19 protein-coding genes are annotated in these 22,589 nt (G+C 72.0%); 13 read left to right on the top strand and 6 right to left on the bottom strand.

Annotated elements, in window-relative coordinates:
* Window positions 1-4 precede the first annotated feature (4 nt).
* Window positions 5-511, bottom strand: coding sequence for an FBP domain-containing protein (locus KKR01S_RS06015; protein ID WP_061225544.1), 507 nt, complete (start codon window positions 509-511; stop codon window positions 5-7).
* Between the two features lie 114 nt (window positions 512-625).
* Between KKR01S_RS06015 and KKR01S_RS06010 the strand changes: the two genes are divergently transcribed.
* On the top strand, window positions 626-1,192 hold the full coding sequence (locus KKR01S_RS06010) for an HIT family protein (RefSeq protein WP_061225543.1): 567 nt from the start codon (window positions 626-628) through the stop codon (window positions 1,190-1,192).
* Window positions 1,193-1,205: 13 nt separating this feature from the next.
* On the opposite strand, the gene KKR01S_RS06005 is transcribed toward KKR01S_RS06010, so the two are convergent.
* The 3 genes from KKR01S_RS06005 to KKR01S_RS05995 all read right to left on the bottom strand — a co-directional run bounded on the left by KKR01S_RS06005 (window position 1,206) and on the right by KKR01S_RS05995 (window position 5,189).
* Window positions 1,206-1,811, bottom strand: a complete 606-nt coding sequence (locus tag KKR01S_RS06005) for an LOG family protein (RefSeq protein WP_061225542.1) — start codon at window positions 1,809-1,811, stop codon at window positions 1,206-1,208.
* 131 nt (window positions 1,812-1,942) lie between these two features.
* Entirely contained in the window at window positions 1,943-3,064 is a 1,122-nt protein-coding gene (locus tag KKR01S_RS06000; protein WP_165596162.1) for a hypothetical protein, read from the bottom strand.
* Window positions 3,057-5,189, bottom strand: coding sequence for a M3 family metallopeptidase (locus tag KKR01S_RS05995; RefSeq protein WP_131800588.1), 2,133 nt, complete (start codon window positions 5,187-5,189; stop codon window positions 3,057-3,059). The genes KKR01S_RS06000 and KKR01S_RS05995 overlap by 8 nt, the downstream gene beginning before the upstream one ends.
* 144 nt (window positions 5,190-5,333) lie before the next feature.
* Here KKR01S_RS05995 and KKR01S_RS05990 point away from each other — a divergent pair, with 144 nt between their 5' ends.
* The 10 genes from KKR01S_RS05990 (at window position 5,334) to KKR01S_RS05945 (ending at window position 16,877) form a co-directional block, all read left to right on the top strand.
* Entirely contained in the window at window positions 5,334-6,635 is a 1,302-nt protein-coding gene (locus KKR01S_RS05990; protein WP_061225539.1) for a Mur ligase family protein, read from the top strand.
* A gap of 2 nt (window positions 6,636-6,637) precedes the next feature.
* On the top strand, window positions 6,638-7,411 hold the full coding sequence (locus tag KKR01S_RS05985; protein ID WP_081101594.1) for a type 1 glutamine amidotransferase: 774 nt from the start codon (window positions 6,638-6,640) through the stop codon (window positions 7,409-7,411).
* Window positions 7,412-7,603: 192 nt separating this feature from the next.
* Window positions 7,604-8,365, top strand: coding sequence for a YebC/PmpR family DNA-binding transcriptional regulator (locus KKR01S_RS05980; protein ID WP_058731447.1), 762 nt, complete (start codon window positions 7,604-7,606; stop codon window positions 8,363-8,365).
* Entirely contained in the window at window positions 8,355-9,011 is a 657-nt protein-coding gene (locus KKR01S_RS05975; RefSeq protein WP_058731446.1) for a crossover junction endodeoxyribonuclease RuvC, read from the top strand. The genes KKR01S_RS05980 and KKR01S_RS05975 overlap by 11 nt, the downstream gene beginning before the upstream one ends.
* 56 nt (window positions 9,012-9,067) lie before the next feature.
* Entirely contained in the window at window positions 9,068-9,685 is a 618-nt protein-coding gene (ruvA, locus tag KKR01S_RS05970; RefSeq protein WP_058731445.1) for a Holliday junction branch migration protein RuvA, read from the top strand.
* Between the two features lie 91 nt (window positions 9,686-9,776).
* The gene (gene ruvB, locus KKR01S_RS05965) at window positions 9,777-10,811 is read left to right on the top strand and encodes a Holliday junction branch migration DNA helicase RuvB (RefSeq protein WP_061225538.1); all 1,035 of its coding nucleotides are present in this window, start codon (window positions 9,777-9,779) and stop codon (window positions 10,809-10,811) included.
* 105 nt (window positions 10,812-10,916) lie between these two features.
* Window positions 10,917-11,411, top strand: coding sequence for a preprotein translocase subunit YajC (locus tag KKR01S_RS05960; RefSeq protein ID WP_058731443.1), 495 nt, complete (start codon window positions 10,917-10,919; stop codon window positions 11,409-11,411).
* Between the two features lie 91 nt (window positions 11,412-11,502).
* Complete coding sequence (gene secD / locus KKR01S_RS05955) at window positions 11,503-13,323, top strand: protein translocase subunit SecD (protein WP_081101593.1); 1,821 nt, start codon at window positions 11,503-11,505, stop codon at window positions 13,321-13,323.
* Window positions 13,316-14,455: a protein translocase subunit SecF gene (secF, locus tag KKR01S_RS05950; RefSeq protein ID WP_058731442.1), complete on the top strand. Its 1,140-nt coding sequence runs from the start codon at window positions 13,316-13,318 to the stop codon at window positions 14,453-14,455. Before secD ends, secF begins: the two co-directional genes overlap by 8 nt.
* Window positions 14,456-14,576: 121 nt before the next feature.
* Complete coding sequence (locus KKR01S_RS05945) at window positions 14,577-16,877, top strand: RelA/SpoT family protein (RefSeq protein WP_081101597.1); 2,301 nt, start codon at window positions 14,577-14,579, stop codon at window positions 16,875-16,877.
* On the opposite strand, the gene KKR01S_RS05940 is transcribed toward KKR01S_RS05945, so the two are convergent.
* On the bottom strand, window positions 16,846-17,568 hold the full coding sequence (locus tag KKR01S_RS05940; RefSeq protein WP_058743458.1) for a hypothetical protein: 723 nt from the start codon (window positions 17,566-17,568) through the stop codon (window positions 16,846-16,848). The two genes, KKR01S_RS05945 and KKR01S_RS05940, sit on opposite strands and share 32 nt — an antisense overlap.
* Before the next feature lie 75 nt (window positions 17,569-17,643).
* Window positions 17,644-19,128, bottom strand: a complete 1,485-nt coding sequence (locus tag KKR01S_RS05935; protein WP_081101592.1) for a DUF349 domain-containing protein — start codon at window positions 19,126-19,128, stop codon at window positions 17,644-17,646.
* A 156-nt stretch (window positions 19,129-19,284) separates the two neighbouring features.
* Between KKR01S_RS05935 and hisS the strand changes: the two genes are divergently transcribed.
* Complete coding sequence (hisS, locus tag KKR01S_RS05925; RefSeq protein WP_058731438.1) at window positions 19,285-20,643, top strand: histidine--tRNA ligase; 1,359 nt, start codon at window positions 19,285-19,287, stop codon at window positions 20,641-20,643.
* 137 nt (window positions 20,644-20,780) lie between these two features.
* A complete protein-coding gene (gene aspS / locus KKR01S_RS05920) occupies window positions 20,781-22,550 on the top strand; it encodes an aspartate--tRNA ligase (RefSeq protein WP_058731437.1) in 1,770 nt (589 codons plus the stop codon).
* The last annotated feature ends 39 nt before the right edge of the window (window positions 22,551-22,589 follow it).

Genomic DNA, 22,589 nt, shown 5'->3' with positions numbered 1-22,589 from the left:
TTCCTCAGCCCTCCTCGGTCAGGCGGTCGATGAACCCGCGGGCGTTGGCGAGGGTCCGCTCCCGGCGGTCCTCCACGGTCATGGTCTCCTCCATCTGACGGACCCCCTCCGGGCGGCGTCGGCCCAGGGTGTAGTCCGTGCAGCGCAGGTCCTGGCACAGGTAGGTGCCCACCGAGCTGTAATGGCCCTTCCCGCCCTTGGCGGAGGGGCGCGCTGCCGAGAACAGGGACACCCCGGAGCCGGAGTGCAGGGTCAGGCAGAACTGGCACATCTGCGCCGATCCCCGCCCGCGGTTGGTCGCTTTGGTCAGCACGACCCCGCGCAGGGAGCCGTCCTCCTGGGGCACCACCGCGTAGCCGCGCTGCGGAGACTTCGGGTCGATCCACCCGAGGAAGACCTCCGCCTCCCAGTCCCAGGAGCCCAGCCCCGCCGGCAGGTTCAGGCGGGAGGCCTCGCCCTTGGTGCAGTTGATGAAGCTGGAGCGGATCTGGGATTCGGTCAGAGGGCGCATGGCTCCCAACCTATACCCGGCCCAGCGCCGACGGTCGGGCAGGTTCACCGGCCGCCGAATCCGCCGCCGTCGCACACCACCGGCACGGGCGCGCCACGGGCTAGTCTGGGAGCCATGAGCCAGCCGCAGGACACGGACCAGATCACCGACGACTTCCAGCTGCCCGGCGTGCCGGACGCCTTCCAGCGGCTGTGGACCCCGCACCGTCGGGCCTACGTCTCCGGCGGGCAGCAGGACTACGACGAGCACACCTGCCCCTTCTGCGCCGCCCCCACCCGCAAGGATGAGGACTCGCTGATCGTGCACCGCGGGGAGCACGCCTTCGTCGTGCTGAACCTCTACCCGTACAACCCCGGGCACGTGCTGGTCTGCCCGTACCGGCACATCGCCGACTACGACGAGGCCACCGAACAGGAGACCGCGGAGATCGCCCGGTTCACCCAGATCATCATGGGCGTGCTGCGCGAGCAGTCCCATGCCGCCGGGTTCAACATCGGGATGAACCAGGGCAAGATCGGGGGAGCGGGGATCGCCGCGCACCTGCACCAGCACATCGTGCCCCGTTGGAGCGGGGACACCAACTTCCTGCCGATCGTCGCCGGCACCAAGACCGTTACCCAGACCCTCGCCGAGATCCGCGAGCTGCTGGCCAGGGCCTGGCCCGCCGACGACGACGACTGAACCGGGCCTCGCCTCAGCGCCCCCACTTCGGTGCGGCCGGGCGCCAGGCCCGCAGCTTGCCCAGCAGCTCGTCCGGCTCGCTCGCCACGATCAGCCGATTCCGGAAGGACTCCCGGATGAACCCGCGAGCCACCATCTCGTCCAGCATCGCCAGCATCGGGGACCAGAAGCCGCCGACGTCGTAGACCGCCACCGGCTTGCGGTGGAAGCCCAGCTGCTGCCAGGTCCACATCTCGAACAGCTCCTCCAGGGTCCCGGCCCCGCCGGGCAGGGCCACGAAGGCGTCCCCGAGTTCGTTCATCCGCTGCTTGCGCCGGTGCATATCCGGGACGATCTCCAGGGCATCCAGCCCCTCGTGGGCGATCTCCCCGCGCACCAGGCCCTCCGGGATGACCCCGCGCACCCGACCGCCAGCCGAGCGGGCGGCATCGGCCACCACGCCCATCAGTCCCACGTTCCCGCCGCCGTAGACCACCCCGAGGCCCTCCCGCGCCAGGTGCTCGGCCAGGCGGCGGGCCTCGCGGGCGAAGGCCGAGTCATCACCCAGGGCTGAGCCGGTGAAGATCGTGATGGCCGACAGGGCCGGGGCGTCGGGATCGTCGTGCTGCTCGGTGCTCATGCGCTCATGCTAACCACCGCCCCGCCCGACCGAGCCGCCCGGAAGGGTGGGCCGGGGTGACGAACGGGTGAACATCCCGCGGGGAGCGCGTCACCCCCAGAGGGCGGTGCCGCACCCGGCGGGTCGTGCGGTCACCGCCGGAGCACGACCTCGCGGTGCTTGAACTCCGCGGTGCTGACCAGCGCGGGCGCCTCACCGACGGCGCGGGAGAGGGCCAGGAACGGGCCCGCCGCCCCCAGCAGCTCGCCTCCAGATGATTCGATCTCAGGTGCAGATTGATCGGCGAAACCTTTGACCTGTTGCAGAGGTTGAGTGGTGTCCCTGTCTAGCGCGGCGTAGATCCGCGCCATCACGGGGGACGGTTCCCACGCCTGATGGACGAGCTCCACGCCGTCCAGGGAGGATCCCACCTCCGGGGGCGCGTACCCCGCTGCTCCGGAGACACCGCTCGAGACTTCGCCGGACACACCGCCCGGAACGGCCTCAGCGGTACTGTCCGACGCCGCGCCCGCCGTCGGGCCCTGTGCAGCGCCCCAGTCGGCCAGCAGCCGCCGGGCAGCCCGCACCGCACTGTCGTGCGCGGCGTCGAGCTCCTCCGCCGGCCGCGGGGCGGCCCACGCCCGGTGCTTGGTCCGCACCTGCTTGAACTGGGTCAGCCCCTGCTCGCCCCCCACGGCGTCCTCCAGTCGGCGCACCAGGATCCCGTCTGGGGCCAGCGCGATCCAGGTGGCCCGGGCCGCCGCCTGCTGATCCAGGCGGGTCACCTGGGAGCGCTCATGGGCCGTGCCCACCTTGGAGGCGGCATCCGGGAAGGTCGCGATGTACAGCCAGTGCGGACGGCTCACATAAGCCAGCGCGGCGTCGGTCAGCCGTGCCCCGCGGTGCACCCGGTGCAGGGGCCGGAAGCGGTCCAGGTGCCGACACAGCCCGCACTGCTGGCCGCTGCGGATGCGCTGGTGCTTCGGGCAGGCCACCGTGCGGAACCGCGCCGTGCCCTGCTCATCGACCTCGGCGTGGGCGAAGCCGGCGCACCAGCGCGGCTCGACGCCGTCGGGCACGGGCAGGGCCCGCACCAGCGGGGCGTCCCCGAGGTCCAGCCGGGTCCGCAGCACCGTCCCGCACGGCACGCCGTCCTCCACGGGCTCGACGGCGACCACCGGCTCCCGCTCCCGCCAGGACAGATCCCGCCACACCACCGGGGCACCGTCCAGATCCCGGATGAGCGCGGACCAGGAGGATACGGCCTCACTCATCGGCGCCGGTCCCCTCGGCACCTTCTCCTGCGGCACCATCCCGCTCGGCGTCGTCATCCACCAGCCCGCGACGGCGCAGCAGCGGCCCGATCTGCGGGTCCCGGCCGAGCAGATCCCGGAAGGACTGCGCCGGATCCTGCTCGGAGCCGCGGGCCAGCAGCCGGTCCCGGAACACCTGCCCGTTCTCCCGGCGCAGCCCGCCGCGGGCGCGGAACCAGTCCACGGTCTCCGCGTCCATCATCTCGGAGAAGATGTACGAGTAGTACCCGGCCGAATAGCCGCCCTCGAAGATGTGCTTGAACATCCCGGTCGCATACCGCGGGGCCACCGGAAGATCCGCCAGCCCGTACCGGGCCAGCACCTCCCGCTCGAACTCCCGCACCTGCTGCGGAGTCTCCAGCGGCTCGGCGTCGGTGCCGCGGGTGTGCCAGGCCATGTCCAGCAGGGCAGCCCCCAGGTACTCCACGGTGCGGAAGCCCTCACCCCACCGGGCCGCCTCCTGCAGGGCGCGTGCGGCCTCGGTCGGCAGCGGCTCGCCCGTCTCGTGGTGGCGGGCGTAGTGGGGCAGCACTTCCGGGTGGAACATCCACATCTCGTTGACCTGCGACGGGTACTCCACGAAATCCCGGGGCACGTTGGTCCCGGCCGCGGTGGGCCAGACCACCGTGCTCAGCAGGGAGTGCAGGGCGTGGCCGAACTCGTGGAACATCGTGCGCACGTTGTCCGCGCTGAGCAGCTTCTCCTCGCCCTGCCCGGGACGGGTGAAGTTCAGGGTGTTCATCACCACCGGGGTCTGGCCGACCCGGGCGTCCCGGGGCACGATCTCGTGCATCCACGCCCCACCCTGCTTGGTGGGTCGGGCCCACGGATCCAGGCCGAACAGCCCCAGCAGGCGGTCCTGCTCATCGCGGACCTCCCAGAAGCGCACCTCCGGGTGGTATCCGGGCAGCTGCGGGCGGGCCGTGAACTGCACCCCGTACAGCCGCGAGGCGGCCGCGAACACGCCGTCGACCAGGGTCCGCTCGAAGGAGAAATATGGGCGCAGCGCCTGGGCATCCACGGCGTAGCGCTCCCGGGCCACCCGCTCCAGCAGCACCGGGACATCCCAGGGCTGGATCTGCCCAGGCTCGACGCCGGCGACCTCCGCCATCACCGCAAGCTCCCGCTGGAACGCCGCCCGGGCCCGCGGGGCCAGCTCCTCGAGCATCCCCAGCGCCCGCTGCGGGGTCCCGGCCACGGAGCGGCGCAGCTGCAGCTCGGCGTGGGTGCGGGCCCCGAACAGCTCGGCCCGGCGGGCCCGCAGCTCAGCGATCCGCGCCGCCGTCGTCAGCAGCTCCGGGGTGTCCGCGGCCCCCTCGTCCCGGGCTTCGCCCCGCCCCCGGTTCACCGAATCCCGCCACAGCCGACGCCGCGTGTCCCGGTCCAGCAGCGAGGACAGCACCGACGGCACCGCGAACAGGTCCTGCACCAGCAGGTAGCTTCCCGGGTGCCCGGCCAGCTGCGCCGCTTCGGCGGCCTGGCGCACCCGATCCTCGGGCAGACCGGCCAGCTGCCTCTCGTCCTCCAGCAGCAGGCCCGCCTGCTCAGCCCCGGCCAGCAGCCCGGCGCCGAACCGGGCGGACAGCTGCGCCAGCTCCTGCTCGATCCGCGCCACCTCGTCCCGGGCGGTCTCCTCGAGGAAGGCCCCGCGGTCCTCGAAGTCCTCGCGCCAGCGCCGCAGCACATGCCGCCGCACCGGATCCAGCCCCTCCTCCTCGACGGCGGCCAGCCGCCGGGCCAGACGGGGATCCCGGGCGGAGGCCGCCTCATGCTCGGCCAGGGGGCCGGCCCAGCGGCGATGCAGCTCGAGGACCTCCTCGGTGCCCATCGCACTGATGAAGGTGTGGAAGATCCCGGTGACCCGGGCAAACTGCGCGGCCGCCGTCTCCAGCGGCTCGATCACCGTGGCGAAATCCGCCGGGGCGGAATCTGCGGCGATCCGCTCCCAGGCATCCCGCTGCGCGGCCATCCCGGACCGCAGCAGACGATCCAGCTCCTCAGGACCGGTCTCGGACAGATCCGGCAGTCCACCGGGCAGATCGGAGGGTCTCAGCAGGGGCGATGTCTCGGGAATCTCAGGTGCCATGGACCACACCCTAGCTTCCGCCCGGGCCCCGATCACCCCACCCGGCCCGCCCGTGCCCCTCCACAGCGCACCCGTCCACGCCATCCCGGCCCGAGGGGAGAGCGTGGAACGTCCCGGTCCGAGCGGTTCGCCCCGATCGGTAGGATGGTCCCCATGCCTCACCCCCTGCGACCCCGAGCCCTCACGCGCCTGATCGGGCAGGGCATCCGCACCGCCACCCGCCTGCGCGGCGGCGGCTCCGCCTTCCCCGGACTGTTCATGGAGAAGGCCGACCCCGGCTTCGTCGCCCGCGAGCTGGCCCGGCTGCCCCACGGCGTCGTCGTGATCTCCGGGACCAACGGCAAGACCACCACCACCAAGATGACCGTGCAGCTGCTGGAATCCCAGGGGCTGCGGGTGTTCACCAACCGCACCGGCTCCAACTTCGTGCGCGGGGTCGCCGCGGCCCTGCTCGGGGAGATGGACCTGCGCGGGCGCCTGGAGGCGGACATCGCCGTGCTGGAGCTGGACGAGGCCCACGCGGTGCACTTCGTGCGGGCCGTGAAGCCCCGCCACGCCCTGCTGCTCAACGTCATGCGCGACCAGCTGGACCGCTTCGGGGAGATCGACACGACCCGCAAGATGCTCACCCAGGTCGCCCAGGCCACCACCGAGTCCGTGGTCCTCAACCGGGAGGACCCCCGGATCCGCCGGATCGCCGCGGACCTGACCCCCGGCACCCGCGCCGTCTACTACGGCCTGTCCGAGCAGCTGCGCTCCCGCTTCCCCTCCGACGATGAGATGCGGGACAAGACCCCGGCCCACCAGGCCGCGGACCTGCCCGAGGCCGACGTCGTGCTGGAGGCCTTCGAGGGCACCCGCAGCGTGCTGTCCATCGCCGGGCGGGAGGTCACCGCGCAGATCACCCTCTACGGCATCTACAACATCTACAACGCCGCCGGCGCCCTGGCCCTGACCCGCCAGATCATGGGGGAGCGCACCGACGAGGCGGCGCTGCTGCGCGCCCTGTCCGAGGTCACCCCGGCCTTCGGGCGCGGGGAATCCGTGCGGATCGGGCAGAGCACCCTGCAGCTGCTGCTGGTGAAGAACCCCGCCGGCTTCCGCCTGTCCCTGGCCTCGGCCACCGGGGACGACTGGGCCACGATGATCACCATCAACGACGAGTACGCCGATGGGCGCGACGTCTCCTGGCTGTGGGACGTGGACTTCGACGTCCTGCGCGAGGGCGGCGTGGACGTGGTCGGCGGGACCCGCGCCTGGGACATGGCCCTGCGCCTGGAGCACGACGACGTCCCCGTGCGCGAGGTGCACCCGGAGCTTCCCGAGGCCCTGCGCGCCTTCCTGGACGGGGCCGGGGACCGCCCGATGCGCGTGTTCTGCACCTACACCTCCATGCTCGTGCTGCGCCGCGAGCTGGGGAGGATCACCGACGTGGAGGAGATCTGACCATGACCGAGCGCACCGCGCCCGCCGCGCAGTCCCACCAGCCCGACAAGGTAGCGGCCAAGGGCCACCTGCGGATCCTGCAGCTGTACCCCCGGGACATGAACATCTACGGGGACTGGGGCAACGTGCTGTCCCTGTCCCGGCGCGCCCAGAAGCACGGATACACCACCAAGATCATCGACTACAACCCCGAGGACGAGTTCCCCGAGGACGTGGACATCGTCATCGGCGGCGGCGGCCAGGACTCGGGGCAGTCCGTGATCCAGGAGGATCTGCACGCCATCGCCCCCCGGCTGCGCCGGATGGCCGAGAACGGCGTGCCCATGCTGGTGATCTGCGGGCTCTACCAGCTGTTCGGCCACGAATTCACCACCGTGGACGGGCAGGTCCTGGAGGGCATCGGGATCTTCGACGCCCGCACCGTGGGGGGCAGGCAGCGGCTGATCGGCAACATCGTCCTGGACACCCCGGAGTTCGGGCAGGTCGTCGGCTACGAGAACCACTCCGGACTGACCTACCTCGGCCAGGACGTCCAGCCCCTGGGCACCGTGACCCTGGGACAGGGCAACAACCTCGACGACGCCGGGGAGGGCGCCCGGGTGCACCACGTCATCGGCTCCTACCTGCACGGCTCCCTCCTGCCGAAGAACCCCCGGATCACCGACTACCTGATCGGCCAAGCCGCCCGGCGCCGCTGCGGCTCCTTCGACCCCGAGCCGATCGACGACACCCTGACCGAGCGCGCCCGCGAGGTCGCCGCCTCCCGGCCCCGCTGAGTCGGCCGCACCGCACCCCGCCCCCGGCGCCGTCCGAGAGCCGTCAGCGAGTCGTCCGGTAGCCGTCCCGGGGCGGGGCTGGACAGGCGCACTAGACTGGGGAGCAGCCGTGCCCGCGGGCCCGCGCCCCTCGGCGCGCCCGCGGCACCCCGATGATTTTCCGACGATTCCCCGACGCACGAAGGAGACCCCGTGTCCGGTCACTCCAAATGGGCCACCACCAAGCACAAGAAGGCCGCGATCGACGCCAAGCGCGCCAAGGCCTTCGCCAAGTACATCAAGGGCATCGAGGTCGCCGCGCGCATGGGCGGGGCCGACGTCGCCGGCAACCCGGCCCTGGACCTGGCCGTGTCCAAGGCCAAGAAGAACTCCGTGCCCAACGACAACATCGACCGCGCGATCAAGCGCGGCGCCGGGCTGACCGGCGAGGTCGTGGACTACTCCGAGATCCTCTACGAGGCCCGCGGCCCCCAGGGCTCGGCTCTGTACATCGAGTGCCTGACCGACAACAAGAACCGCGCCGCCGCGGACGTGCGCACCGCGGTGACCCGCTCCGGCGGCACCATGGCCGATCCCGGCTCCGTGTCCTTCATGTTCGAGCGCAAGGGCGTGGCCGAGGTGGCCAAGAAGGACGGGCTGACCGAGGACGACGTCCTGATGGCCGTGCTCGACGCCGGGGCCGATGAGGTCAAGGAGGAGGACGAGGTCTTCGAGGTCATCTCCGAGGCCTCCGACCTGCCCGAGATCCGCAAGGCCCTGGACGCCGCCGAGCTGGAGTACAACAACGACGACCCGCAGTTCCGGCCCACCATGACCGTGGACCTGGACGCCGACGGGGCGAAGAAGTTCCTCAAGCTCGCCGACGCGATCGAGGCGCTGGACGACGTGCAGAACGTCTACTCCAACGTGGAGATCTCCCCGGAGGTCATGGCCCAGCTCGAGGATGCCGAGTAGCACCCGATCCCTGCGCATCCTCGGGGTGGACCCGGGGCTGACCCGCTGCGGGTTCGGCGTCGTGGACATGGACGCCACCCGGAAGGCGAGCCTCGTGCGGGTGGGGGTGGCCGGGACCCAAGCCGCCGACTCCCTGGACGCCCGGGTGCTGCACATCCAGGAGCACGCCCTGGCCTGGATGCGCGAGCTGCGCCCGGACGTCATGGCCATCGAGCGGGTCTTCGCCCAGGAATCCGTGAACACGGTCATCGGCACGGCCCACGCCTCCGGGGTGGTCATCGCCGCGGCCGCCTCCCTCGGCATCCCCGTGGCCTGGCACACCCCCTCCGAGGCCAAAGCCGCGGTGACCGGCGACGGCCGGGCGGACAAGGCCTCGGTCGGGCGGATGGTGACCCGCATCCTGGGCCTGGAGGCCATGCCGCGCCCGGCCGACGCCGCTGACGCGCTAGCCCTGGCGATCTGCCACGGCTGGCGCTCCGGCGGGCTGGGCACCGGCTACGACATGACCGCGGGCGTGCAGACCCACCAGGGCTCGATCCCCGCCCGGGCGACCCGCACCGGGCTGACCCCGGCCCAGCGCGCCTGGCGGGAGGCCGAGCGCTCCGGGCGCCGCGGCGCAGGATCCGGCGGGGTCGGCCGCCGCTGAGCCCGCGGCCGACGCCGAGGCTGGGATTCGCAGATGTGTTCGAATAGGATGGGTCCATGATCTCCACGCTGTCCGGAACCGTGGCCCACGTGGGCCTGCACGAGGCCGTCCTCGAGGTGGGCGGCGTCGGCCTGCTCGTGGCCGCGACCCCGGCCACCCTCGCCGGCCTGAAGGTGGGGGAGACGGCCCGGGTGCAGACCCACCTGGTGGTCCGGGAGGACTCTCTGACCCTGTTCGCCTTCCGCACCGCGGAGGAGCGGGAGGTGTTCACCACGATGCTCGGGGTCTCCGGAATCGGCCCGCGCATCGCCTTGGCCGTGCTGGCCGTGCACTCACCGGCCGACGTCGCCCGCGCGGTGGCCGCCGGAGACGACAAGGCCTTCTCCCAGGTCCCCGGCATCGGCCCCAAGGGCGCCCGGCGGATCGTGCTGGAGCTGGCCGGCAAGCTCGTGCTGCCCGAGGAGGAGCCCGCCCCGCAGGGCGGGACCGGCTCCGCCGACGGGCCCGCCTGGGCCCCGCAGGTCACCGAGGCGCTGATCGGGCTGGGCTGGTCGGAGAAGGACGCCGCGACCGCCGTGGACGGCTATGTGCGCACCGACCCGCAGGCGGCGGACCTGACGGTGCCGGCCGCGCTGAAGGCCGTGCTCGCCGGACTCGGCGCGGCCCGCCGCTGACCCACCGCCACCCAGAGCCCTGCCGCCGCGAGGTGCGGCGCAGGATCGACCACGCGGCGGACCCGCCGGCCCGCCAGGAGGAGCACCCCGCATGAGCCAGCAGCCAGCAACCGGCGGCCCGGCGCCGCACGAGCGCCTCGTGGACGCCCAGGCCGAACCCGAGGACCAGGCCATCGAGGCGGCCCTGCGCCCGCGCACCCTGGACGACTTCGTGGGCCAGCAGCGGGTGCGCGAGCAGCTGTCCCTGGTGCTGCGGGCCTCCAAGCTGCGCGGGCGCAGCGCGGACCACGTCCTGCTCTCCGGCCCGCCGGGGCTGGGCAAGACCACCCTGTCGATGATCATCGCCGAGGAGATGGGCGCCCCGCTGCGCATCAGCTCCGGCCCGGCGATCCAGCACTCCGGGGACCTCGCCGCGATCCTGTCCTCCCTGACCCCCGGGGAGGTGCTGTTCCTGGATGAGATCCACCGGATGTCCCGCCCGGCCGAGGAGATGCTCTACATGGCCATGGAGGACTTCCGGGTGGACGTCGTCGTCGGCAAGGGCGCCGGGGCCACCTCCATCCCGCTGGAGCTGCCCGCCTTCACCCTGGTCGGGGCAACCACCAGGGCCGGGCTGCTGCCGGGGCCGCTGCGGGACCGCTTCGGCTTCACCGGGCACCTGGAGTTCTACGCCGTGGAGGAGCTGGAGCTGGTGCTGCGCCGCTCCGCAGGCCTGCTGGATCTGGACATCTCCGCGGAGGGCTACCGGGAGATCGCCTCCCGCTCCCGGGGCACCCCGCGCATCGCCAACCGCCTGCTGCGCCGGGTCCGGGACTGGGCCTTGGTGCACGACGTTGCCCGGATCGACGCCCGCGCCGCCGGGGCCGCCCTGGACATGTACGAGGTGGACGCCCGGGGGCTGGACCGGCTGGACCGCTCCGTGCTGCAGGCCCTGGTGGGCACCTTCGGCGGGGGACCGGTGGGCCTGTCCACCCTGGCCATCGCCGTGGGGGAGGAGACCGAGACCGTGGAGACCGTCGCCGAGCCGTACCTGGTGCGCGAGGGGCTGATGGGCCGCACCCCGCGCGGGCGCATCGCGCTGCCGGCGGCCTGGGAGCACCTGGGCCTGGACCGACCGGAGCAGTGAGCCCGCGCGATGCGCCCCGGAACGGGACGCATTCGGTGGGCACCCAGTTGCGTCCTCTAGGATGGGCGGGACCGTCCGCCACCTCCCCGATCCTCGAAGGAAGACATGCACCTGTTCGCTGACCCGTCCGCCGGCACCCTGCAAGCAGCCGAAGGAGGTGCCGCGGGAGGCAACCTGATGTTCCTGCTCATCGCGGTCGTGTTCATCGTGCTCTTCCTGGTGCTGCCGGCCCGCCGGCAGAAGAAGATGCGCCAGGAGATGCAGCGCAAGCAGGAGGCCATGGGCCCGGGCACCCCCGTGATGACCCAGTTCGGCCTCTACGGCACCATCGCCTCCGTGGACCGCGACAACGCCACCGCGATGCTCGAGGTCTCCCCGGGCACCACCGTGAAGGTGCACCTGCAGACCGTGACCACCATCCTCGATGAGAACGGCAACGTGCCGGGCTCCCCGCAGGCCGCGGCCGCCGGGGCCCGCCCCGAGCAGGAGGTCACCGGGCACAACGACGCCGAGGGCACCGGGCAGCAGCAGGTCCGCGGCGGCACCACCGTCAACGGCGAGACCGTCGACCCCGAGGACCCGCGCGGCACCGACCGCTGACCCGCCTCACCCCCTCCCACCCCGCCAGGTGCCGGATGACCGCCTCCGCGCGGCCCGGCACCTGCGCATGAGCACTTCAGGACCTCCCTCCATGGCAAGGAAGAACCGCACGGCCGGGGCGCGTCGCGCCCTGATCCTGCTGACCGCGATCATCGCGATCATGATCGGGGCGATCGGGCTGAGCGCCGCCAAGTTCGGCGGCAGCTGGACCCCCAAGCTCGCCCTGGACCTCTCCGGCGGCACCCAGATGATCCTCTCCCCGGAATCCACCGACGGCGGGAGCATCTCCTCCGATCAGCTGGACCAGGCCGTGGAGATCATCCGCCAGCGCGTGGACGGGGCCGGGGTCTCCGAGGCCGAGGTCACCACCCAGTCCGGGCGCAACGTCGTCGTGTCCATGCCCGGCGTGCCGGATCAGCAGACCCGCGACCTCATTCAGGCCTCCGCCCAGATGTCCTTCCGCGCGGTGCTGGCCTCCGGGGACGGCAAGCCCGTGCCTGAGGGGCAGCGCACCGACTACGCCAAGCTCAAGGAGCCCACCGAGAAGCCGAAGAACGGCTCCGACCAGAACTGGATCACCCCCGCGCTGCAGAAGGAGTACGAGCTCAAGGACTGCTCGGCCACATCCTCCCAGCAGGGCCAGCGGCAGCTGCCCGCGGACCGCGCCGTCGTCGCCTGCTCGGCCGACGGCTCGCAGAAGTACATCCTCGGGCCCGTGGAGCTGAAGGGTCAGGACATCAAGGACGCCTCCTTCTCCCAGGTCACCTCCGGCAACGGCATGACCACCACCGGGCAGTGGGGCGTGGACATCACCTTCGACGACGCCGCGAAGAGCACCTTCAAGGACGTCACCACCCGGCTGTACCAGATCTACGGCCAGGACCCGAACAACCCCCGCGCCTCCTTCGCGATCATGCTCGACGACGAGGTGCTCTCCGCCCCGCGCGCCGAGGCCGTGATCGCCGACGGGCAGGCGCAGATCACAGGGAACTTCACCGAGGAGACCGCGAAGAACCTCGCCGAGCAGCTGAAGTACGGGGCGCTGCCCATCAGCTTCCACATCGAATCCGAGCAGCAGATCTCCGCGACCCTGGGCACCGACCAGCTGGAGATGGGCATCATCGCCGGACTGATCGGCCTGGCCCTGGTCTGTGTGTATTCCCTGTTCCAGTACCGCCTGCTCGGCTTCGTGACCATCGCCTCCCTGGTGGTGGCCGGGGTGATCTCCTTCGCCGCGATCATCCTGCTCGGCTGGGGCATCAACTACCGGCTGTCCCTGGCCGGGGTGGCCGGGCTGATCGTGTCCATCGGGCAGACCGCGGACTCGTTCATCGTCTACTTCGAGCGCATCCGCGACGGCCTGCGCGATGGGCGCAGCGTGCCCTCCGCGGTGGATCACGGCTGGCTGCGGGCCCGGCGCACCGTGCTGGCCTCCAAGGGCGTGAACCTGCTGGCCGCCGTCGTGCTGTACTTCGTGGCCGTGGGCAACGTCCGCGGCTTCGCCTTCGCCCTGGGGCTGACCGCGGTCGCGGACCTCATGGTGATCTTCTGGTTCACCCACCCGGTCATGGTGCTGCTCTCGCGCACCCGCTACTTCGGGCAGGGCCGCAAGCACTCCGGGCTGGACGCCGAGGCCCTGGGTGCGGTGCCGCTGTACCGCGGGGCCGGGCGGCTGCGGGACCCGCAGGACGCCCCGCGGCGTCGGCGCCGGAGGAAGGGCGCCGCCTCGGAGGAGCCGGCGGCCCCGATGACCATCGCCGAGCGGCGTCGGGCCGAGGCGTGCGCGGCCGAGGACGCACCGGCGCAGGACGCGCAGGATGAGCAGGACGCGGCGGGCGAGAGCCCCCGCACCGAGCAGACCCCGGGCGCCGGGACCGACGCCGAGGACACGGAAGGAGCCCGCCGTGGCTAGATTCGCCGAGTTCGGCAGCAACCTCTACACCGGGAAGACCTCCATCCCCTTCGTGCCCAAGCGGCGCCTGTGGCTCAGCATCGCCGCGGCCCTGGTGGTCATCTCCGTGCTCATCCCCGTATTCGGGGGCGGGCTGAAGTTCGGCATCGACTTCCGCGGCGGCTCCGAGTTCACGGTCTCGGACGTGTCTAACACCGACGTGAAGATCGGGCAGCAGGCCGTGGCCGATAACGCCCAGGCCGAGCACACCGAGGTCACCAACATCGCCCCGGGCACCATCCGGGTCCAGACGGACCAGCTGGATGACGCCCAGACCCTCGCCGTCAAGCAGGCTCTGAAGGACGCCTACCACGTCACCGACGACGAAGTGACTTCCTCCTTCGTCGGACCCTCCTGGGGGGCCGGGGTCACCCGGCAGGCCACCTGGGGGCTGATCGCGTTCGTCGCCCTGGCCACCGTGGGCATGGCCCTGTACTTCCGCACGGTCAAGATGTCCCTGTCCGCGATCGCGGGCCTGCTGTTCACCGTGATCACCACGCTCGGGGTGTACGCCGCATGCGGCTTCGAGATCACCCCCTCGGCGATCATCGGCTTCCTCACGATCCTCTCCTACTCCCTCTATGACTCCGTGGTGGTCTTCGACAAGATCCGCGAGAACACCCAGGGCTGGCAGACCAACCGGCGGCGCACCTTCGCCGAGGAGGTCAACCTGGCTGTGAACCAGACGCTGGTGCGCTCCATCAACACCTCCGTTGTCGGGATCCTGCCGGTTGGCTCGATCCTGTTCATCGGCGCCATCCTGCTGGGGGCCGGGACCCTGCAGGACCTGTCCCTGTCCCTGTTCATCGGCATCATCATGGGCACCCTCGGGACGCTGTTCGTCTCCGCCCCGCTCTACGCGGTGCTGCGCGGGCACGAGGCCGGGATCCGCGAGCAGACCGCCGCGGTGCTCACGGCCCGTGAGAACGGGCAGAGCCCCGAGGAGGAGGCTCAGCCGGAGGCCTCCGAGGGCACCGGCAGCGGGTCCCACCGCGCCGGGGACCCGGAGACGGGGGAGGAGGAGCAGGCGCTGCCGGTGCCGCGCTTCGAGCCGCAGGCCAAGGGTCGGCCGGACAACGGCGCCGTCGTCTGAGCGGGCTTCCGCGGCCGACTACACTAGGTCCATCACACAGACGGGACCCGCCGCAGGCGGGCGCGAGGAGGCCGATGTGAGCACACAGCACGACGGCGAGGGCCACGGGACCCACCGGGTCATGTCCGCGTCCGCGCGCACCCCGGTGCGCCGATCCTTCCCGACCCTGAAGAAGCTCGAACCGGGGGCCGGCACCCTGACCAGCCAGCTGCCGGCCATCTCCCCGGTGCTCGTGCCCCTGCTGCGCACCGTGATGCAGCACAATCCGCAGGAGGACATCGGGCGCATCGAGAAGGCCTTCAAGGTCGCGGACCGGTGCCACACCGGGCAGAAGCGCAAGTCCGGGGACCCGTACATCACCCACCCGGTCGCGGTCACGACGATCCTCGCCGAGCTCGGGGCCTCCGGGGCCACGCTGATCGCGGGGCTGCTGCACGACACCGTGGAGGACACGGACTACACCCTGGAGCAGCTGACCGAGGACTTCGGGGCGGAGGTCGCCGAGCTGGTGGACGGGGTGACCAAGCTGGACAAGGTCACCTACGGCGAGCACGCCCAGGCGGAGACCGTGCGCAAGATGGTCATCGCCATGGCCAAGGACATCCGGGTGCTGGTCATCAAGCTCGCGGACCGGCTGCACAACGCGCGGACCTGGCGCTTCGTCTCCCCGGAGTCCGCGGCCAAGAAGGCCAAGGAGACCCTGGAGATCTTCGCCCCGCTGGCCCATCGCCTCGGCATCAACACCATCAAGTGGGAGCTGGAGGACCTCTCCTTCGCGGCCCTGGAGCCGCGGATCTACGACGAGATCGTGCGCATGGTGGGGGACCGGACCCCCCAGCGGGAGAAGCAGCTGCAGCAGATCCGCACCGGGGTGATCGAGGAGCTCGAGGCCGCCGGCATCGACTGCCAGGTCACCGGGCGGCCCAAGCACTACTACTCCATCTACCAGAAGATGATCCTGCGGGACAAGGAATTCGACGAGATCTACGATCTGCTGGCGATCCGCGTCCTGGTGGACAGCGTGCGGGATTGCTACGCCGCCCTCGGGGTGGTGCACGAGAAGTGGAAGCCCCTGCCCGGGCGCTTCAAGGACTACATCGCCGTGCCGAAGTTCAACACCTACCAGTCCCTGCACACCGCGGTGATCGGGCCCAGCGGACGCGCCGTGGAGGTGCAGATCCGCACCCACGACATGCACCAGAAGGCCGAATACGGCATCGCGGCGCACTGGAAGTACAAGGCCGCCGCCCGCGGGGAGGCCACGGGCCGCGATGCCCGCACGGAGGAGTCCGCCGAGGGCATGAAGTGGCTGCAGTCGCTGATGTCCTGGCAGTCCGAGACCCAGGACTCCTCCGAGTTCCTGGACTCCCTGCGCTACGAGGTCAACGCCCAGGAGGTCTTCGTCTTCACCCCCGCCGGGGACGTGCTCTCCCTGCCGGCCGGCTCCACCCCCGTGGACTTCGCCTACGCGATCCACACGCAGGTGGGGGACCACACCATCGGCGCGCGGGTCAACGGCAAGCTCGTGCCGCTGTCCTCCAAGCTGCAGCACGGGGACCGGGTGGAGGTGCTGACCACCAAGGCTGAGGACGCCGGACCCAGCGAGGACTGGCTGAAGTTCGTCGCCAGCCCCCGGGCCCGCACCAAGATCCGCCACTACCTGACCAAGGAGCGCCGCGAGGGGGCGATCGAGAAGGGCAAGGACAACCTGACCCGCTCGATGCGCCGGCACAGCCTGCCCCTGCAGAAGCTGCTGACCTCCCAGCTTCTGGTCTCGGTGGCCGAGGAGCACGGCAAGTCCGACGTCGCGGCCCTGTACGAAGCGGTCGGCGAGGGGCAGATCAAGGCCCAGGACGTCATCGACCGCCTGGTGGACCTGCTGGGCGGGCGCGCGGGCACCGAGGAGGACCTCGCCGAGGAGACCTCCATCACCACCCGCTCCCGCCCGCAGTTCGGGGACTCCGGGGTGATCGTGGAGGGCGCGGACAACGTGTTCACCAAACTCGCCCGCTGCTGCACCCCGGTGCCCCCGGACGAGATCATCGGGATCGTGACCCGGGGCAAGGGCATCTCCGTGCACCGGGTGGACTGCCCGAACATGCGGGGAGCCCAGGACGACCCGCGGCGGATCGTCGTGCGCTGGGCGCCGACCTCCTCCTCGGTGTTCCTCGTGGAGATCCAGGTGGAGGCCCTGGACCGGCGCTCCCTGCTCTCGGACGTCACCCGGGTGCTCTCCGAGTCCCAGGTCAACATCCTCTCCGCGACGGTGCACACCAACGTCTCCCGGCTGGCGATCTCCCGCTTCGCCTTCGAGATGGGGGACCCCCGCTACCTGGACCACGTGCTCACCGCGGTGCGCAACATCGACGGCGTCTACGACGTCTACCGCATCACCGGCTCCCGCCCCGCGCCGGACCAGTGATCACGGACCGATGAGTCCGGTTCGGTGATCCCGGCTCCGTGATCTCCGGCGCGGCGTCGGATCGGGCGGCGTCGGGCGGGGGCAGCGCGCCTGCGACCTCCCGCAGGGTCGCCAGGGCCCGGTCCCTCGCGCTGAGCCGGGGCTGGGCCCGCAGCGCCACCGCGATCGCCTCGGGGCTGACCCGCAGGCGCGGGTGCAGCATCAGGGTGGCCAGCGCCGAGCGCGCCGCGGGGCTCAGGGGACCCCGGGTCAGGTCCACCGCGGTGCGCAGCGGCGTGCTCACCCGCACGGGGCCGATGCGCTGATCCTCGTAGCGGGTGTGCCGCAGGTACCGCCGCTGCACGTGCAGCAGCTCCAGCGGGTGCAGGCGCCGGGCCCCGCGGGCCGCCGCGATCTCCAGGGTGCGCGGGGCCGCGGCCGCGCCGTGCACCCACGCGGCGGACAGCCCGCAGATGACCGCCTGCTCCCGTGTCCCCGGGCGCAGGTGCAGCCCCGCCGCCCAGGCACGCAGCAGCGGATCCGGGCAACGGGGGCTCCACAGGCCCGGCATGAGGGGGTGCAGCAGCCCCCGGGCGTCCAGGGCGGAGGCCTCCCCGGGGCTCAGATCCACCCCCTCGCACAGCAGCTGGCGGGGAGGCAGCAGCCCGGAGATCATCCAGAGGCGTCGGGGGTCCATGACGGTGGCGCTCATGCCACCATCGAACACGCCGTCGCGGCCCGCCCGCTGCCTCGGACCGGCCCCCTGTGGATAACGGGGCCGGTGCGGCTACCGGTCGGCGGCCTCCAGCTGCGCCAGCCAGGCCCGACGGGTTTCCAAGGCCTCCCGGGCCTGGCGGGCCCGGCGCTCGTCCCCGGCCTGCTCGGCCTCGGCCAGGGCGCGCTCCTCCTGCGCGATGGTCTCGCGCAGCTGACCCAGCATGGAATCGGCCCGGGCCCGGGTCTCCGGGTCCGAGCGCTCCCACTCGCGCTGCTCGGCCTCGGCCACGGCGTTCTGCACCTTCTGCAGCTCGGATTCGATGCGCCGGAAGTCCGTGCGCGGGACCATCCCGGTCTCGTCCCAGGCCTCCAGAATCGGGGCGAGCTGCGCCTTGGCCCGCTCCGGGTCCTGCACGGGCAGCACCGCCCGCGCCCGCTGAAGCAGCTCCTCCTTGACCCGCAGGTTCTCCCGGAACTCCTGCTCGGTTTGCTCGTTTGCGGCGGTGCGGGCGGCGAAGAACACGTCCTGGGCGGCCCGGAAGCGGGCCCACAGGGCGTCGTCCTCCCGGCGGGCCGCGCGCGGGGCCTGCTTCCACCGCTGCATCAGCTCCCGGTACCGCCCGGAGGTCTCGCCCCAGTCGGTGGACCCCTGCAGGGCCTCCGCCTCCGCGATCAGCCCCTCCTTGATGCGCACGGCCTGGGCGTTGCGCTGATCGAGGTCGGAGAAGTGCTCCTTGCGCATTCGCTCGAACCCGGAGCGGGCGGCCCGGAAGCGGGCCCACAGGGCGTCATCCTGCGACTTGGGCAGCCGCTGGGTGCGCTGGGCCTGCTTCCAGGCGTCGAACAGCTGGTTCAGCCGGGTGCTGGAATCCTTCCAGTGCAGGGTCTGCGGATCCTGGGCGGCCACCTCCTCGGCCGCGGCGACGATCCGCTCCCGCTCGGCCACGGCCTCCTCCCGGGCCCGCTGGGCGGTCTCCCGCTGCTCGGCCTCCAGGGCATCGATGCGCGTGTGCAGCTCCTCCAGCCGCGCGTCCAGGGCGGCGAGATCCCCGACGGTGCGCCGGGCCGCGGCCTGCTCGCGCAGGGTCGCCAGGGCGCGGCGGGCCTCCTGGGCGCCGGCCCCGCGCTGCACCCGCCCCTCCAGCAGGGCGATCTGGGCCAGCAGCTCCAGGTGCTTGCGGGCGAAGTAGTGCAGCGCCTCCTCGGGTCCGGCCTCCGGGTAGGCGCCCACCGGCACCTCCTCGCCGGCCACCACGACGACGACCTGCCCGTCCTCGCGGACCCTGCCGTGGGAGGCGGCCTCGGCCAGGGCCGCGGGATCCTCGGTGGAGGGCGCGTGCACCGGGGTCGTGGCGGCGGGGCGGGCACCCGGCGTCGCCGCGGGCCGCGGGGCGGGACCGCGACGCAGGGCCGAGGGCTTCGGCGCGGCCGGCTTCGGCGCAGCGGGTTTCGGAGCGGTGGACTCCGACGCAGAGGCGTTCGGCGCGGAGGAGTCGGGGGCCGCGGCGTCGCGCGGTGCGGAGGCGGGCTGCGAGTGATCATCGGTGGGGCGCATCCCTCCAATATATCTGTCGCGTGCATCACGCGGAGAATCCTCGAGGCCCCGTGACGGGTCCGGCGCCGTCGTGCCCGGTGCGCGCCGGCGGTACAGTGGTGGGGCGCGCGGCCCATCCGCGCGGTGTCGACCCCGAACCCCGTGGAGGAGAGGCCCATGGCCCGCAAGGCGTCCCTGTCAGGTTTCCCGGAGCTGCTGCCGGAGGAGCGGGTGGTGGAGAACCACGTGCTGGACACCCTGCGCCGGACCTTCGAGCTGCACGGCTTCTCCAACATCGAGACCCGCTCGATGGAGACCCAGGAGCAGCTGCTGCGCAAGGGCGAGATCGACAAGGAGGTCTACGCCGTCTCCCGGCTGCAGGAGGACGGACCCGCCCCGGAGCGCCGGGCCAAGGACCGCCTGGCCCTGCACTTCGACCTGACCGTGCCCTTCGCCCGCTACGTCGTGGAGAACGCCGGGCACCTGGACTTCCCCTTCCAGCGCTACCAGATCCAGAAGTCCTGGCGCGGGGAGCGGCCCCAGGAGGGCCGGTACCGGGAGTTCACCCAGGCCGATGTGGACGTCGTCGGCGACGGCGCCCTGCCCTTCCGCTACGACGTCGAGCTCGCCCTGGTCATCGTGGACGCCCTGTCCGCCCTGCCGCTGCCGGCCTTCCGGATGCGGGCCAACAACCGCAAGCTCTCCGAGGGCTTCTACCGCGGCATCGGGCTCACCGACACCGCCGGGGTGCTGCGCAGCATCGACAAGCTGGACAAGATCGGCCCGGAAGCCGTCGGGAACCTGCTGCGCGAGGAGCTCGGGGCCACCGAGGAGCAGGTCGGCAAGGCCCTGGCCCTGGCGGAGATCACCGCGGAGGATCTGTCCTTCGTGGACCGGGTGCGGGCCCTGGGCGTGCAGGACCCGCTGCTGGAGGAGGGCCTGGCGGAGCTGGCCGAGGTCGTCGGCCAGGCCGCCAAGCGCGCCCCGGGCCAGGTCACCGCGGACCTGTCCATCGCCCGCGGGCTGGACTACTACACCGGCACCGTCTACGAGACCGTGCTGGTCGGACACGAGGAGCTCGGCTCCATCTGCTCCGGCGGGCGCTACGAATCCCTGGCCTCGGACGGCAAGCGCACCTTCCCCGGCGTCGGGCTGTCCATCGGGGTCACCCGCCTGGTGGCCCGCATCCTCTCCCAGCACCTGGCCGCGGCCAGCCGCAAGGTCCCCACCGCGGTCTACGTGGCGCTGACCGACGAGGACACCTGGTCCGCGGCGCAGGACGTCGCCCAGCAGCTGCGCGCCCGCGGAATCCCCACCGAGGTCTCCGCGCAGGCGGCGAAGTTCGGCAAGCAGATCCGCCACGCCGACCGCCGCGGCATCCCCTACGTCTGGTTCACCGGCAGCGACGAGCAGGGGAACCCGACCCACGAGGTCAAGGACATCCGCTCCGGCGAGCAGGTGCCGGCCGATCCCGCGACCTGGATGCCCCCGGCCACGGACCTCGCCCCCCAGGTCACCGCCCCCGCCGCAGACTGAGCCGAGCGCTGCCCCTCCCGGGCGGGGCGTGAGCCCGCGCGATAGACTCGATCACCAGAACCCGCCGTCCCGTACGCCGTCCCCCTCGGGGCCGGCGCGCGGTCCGGCACGCACCCCACCGAAAGGCCGTAACCCCCGTGCTGCGCACCCACACCCTCGGCGAGCTGACCGCCGAGAACATCGGAGAGACCGTGACCCTGGCCGGCTGGGTCGCCCGACGCCGCGACCACGGCGGGGTGGCCTTCGTGGACCTGCGGGACCGCACCGGCATCACCCAGTGCGTCTTCCACGACGAGGCCGACTTCGACGCGCTGCGCAACGAGTACGTCCTGCAGGTCACCGGCACCGTGCGCGCCCGCCCGGAGGGCAACGAGAACCCGAACCTGGTGACCGGGCAGATCGAGGTGGAGGTGGCCTCCACCGAGGTGCTCAACACCGCGGCCCCCCTGCCCTTCCAGATCGACGAGCACGTGGAGGTCGGTGAGGAGGCCCGGCTGCGCCACCGCTACCTGGACCTGCGCCGCCCGGAGCCGGCGAAGATCATGCGGCTGCGCTCCGAGGCCAACCGCACCGCCCGCGAGCTGCTGCACGAGGACGGCTACGTGGAGGTGGAGACCCCCACGATGACCCGCTCCACCCCGGAGGGCGCCCGCGACTTCGTCGTCCCGGCCCGCCTGGCCCCGGGCTCCTGGTACGCCCTGCCGCAGTCCCCGCAGCTGTTCAAGCAGCTGCTGCAGGTCGGCGGGATCGAGAAGTACTACCAGATCGCCCGCTGTTACCGGGACGAGGACTTCCGGGCGGACCGCCAGCCCGAGTTCACCCAGCTGGACATCGAGGCCTCCTTCGTGGAGGAGGACGACGTCATCGACCTCGGGGAGCGCATCGTCGCGGCCCTGTGGAAGCTGATCGACGTCGAGGTGCCCCGCCCCATCCGCCGGATGACCTACGCCGAAGCCATGGAGAAGTACGGCTCGGACAAGCCGGACCTGCGCTTCGGCCTGGAGCTGACCGAGCTGACCGAGTACTTCCAGGACACCACCTTCCGCGTGTTCAAGGCCCCGTACGTGGGGGCCGTGGTCATGCCGGGCGGGGCCTCCCAGCCGCGGCGCACCCTGGACGCCTGGCAGGAGTGGGCCAAGCAGCACGGGGCCAAGGGCCTGGCGTACGTGCTGGTCCAGGAGGACGGTACCCTGACCGGCCCGGTGGCCAAGAACATCACCGACGCCGAGCGCGAGGGCCTGGCCGCCGCGACCGGTGCCGAGCCCGGGGACTGCATCTTCTTCGCCGCGGGCGAGGCCAAGGCCTCCCGCGCCCTGCTGGGCGCGGCCCGCGTGGAGATCGGGCACCGCACCGGGCTGATCAAGGACGGCGACTGGGCCTTCGTGTGGGTCGTGGACGCCCCGCTGTTCGAGCCGGCCGCCGACGCCGAGGAGTCCGGCGACGTCGCCCTGGGCCACTCCGCGTGGACTGCAGTGCACCACGCCTTCACCTCGCCCAAGCCGGAGTTCCTGGACACCTTCGACCAGGACCCGGGTGCGGCCCTGGCCTACGCCTACGACATCGTGTGCAACGGCAACGAGATCGGCGGCGGCTCCATCCGCATCCACCGCCGGGACGTGCAGGAGCGGGTCTTCCAGGTCATGGGCATCTCCGAGGAGGAGGCGCAGGAGAAGTTCGGCTTCCTGCTGGAGGCCTTCAAGTACGGCGCCCCCCCGCACGGCGGCATCGCCTTCGGGTGGGATCGCGTGGTGGCCCTGCTGGCCGGCACGGACTCCATCCGCGAGGTCATCGCCTTCCCGAAGACCGGCAACGGCTACGACCCGCTGACCGCGGCCCCCGCCCCGATCACCGCGCAGCAGCGCAAGGAGACCGGGGTGGACGCGAAGCCGGAGCCGGCGAAGGACTGACCGACGTCGGCGAACCCGCCGAGACCGCACATCATGGCC

The sequence above is a fragment of the Rothia kristinae NBRC 15354 genome, assembly GCF_001570865.1.
Classification (GTDB): Bacteria; Actinomycetota; Actinomycetes; order Actinomycetales; family Micrococcaceae; genus Rothia; species Rothia kristinae.
This window is presented reverse-complemented; position numbering and strand designations above follow the sequence as displayed.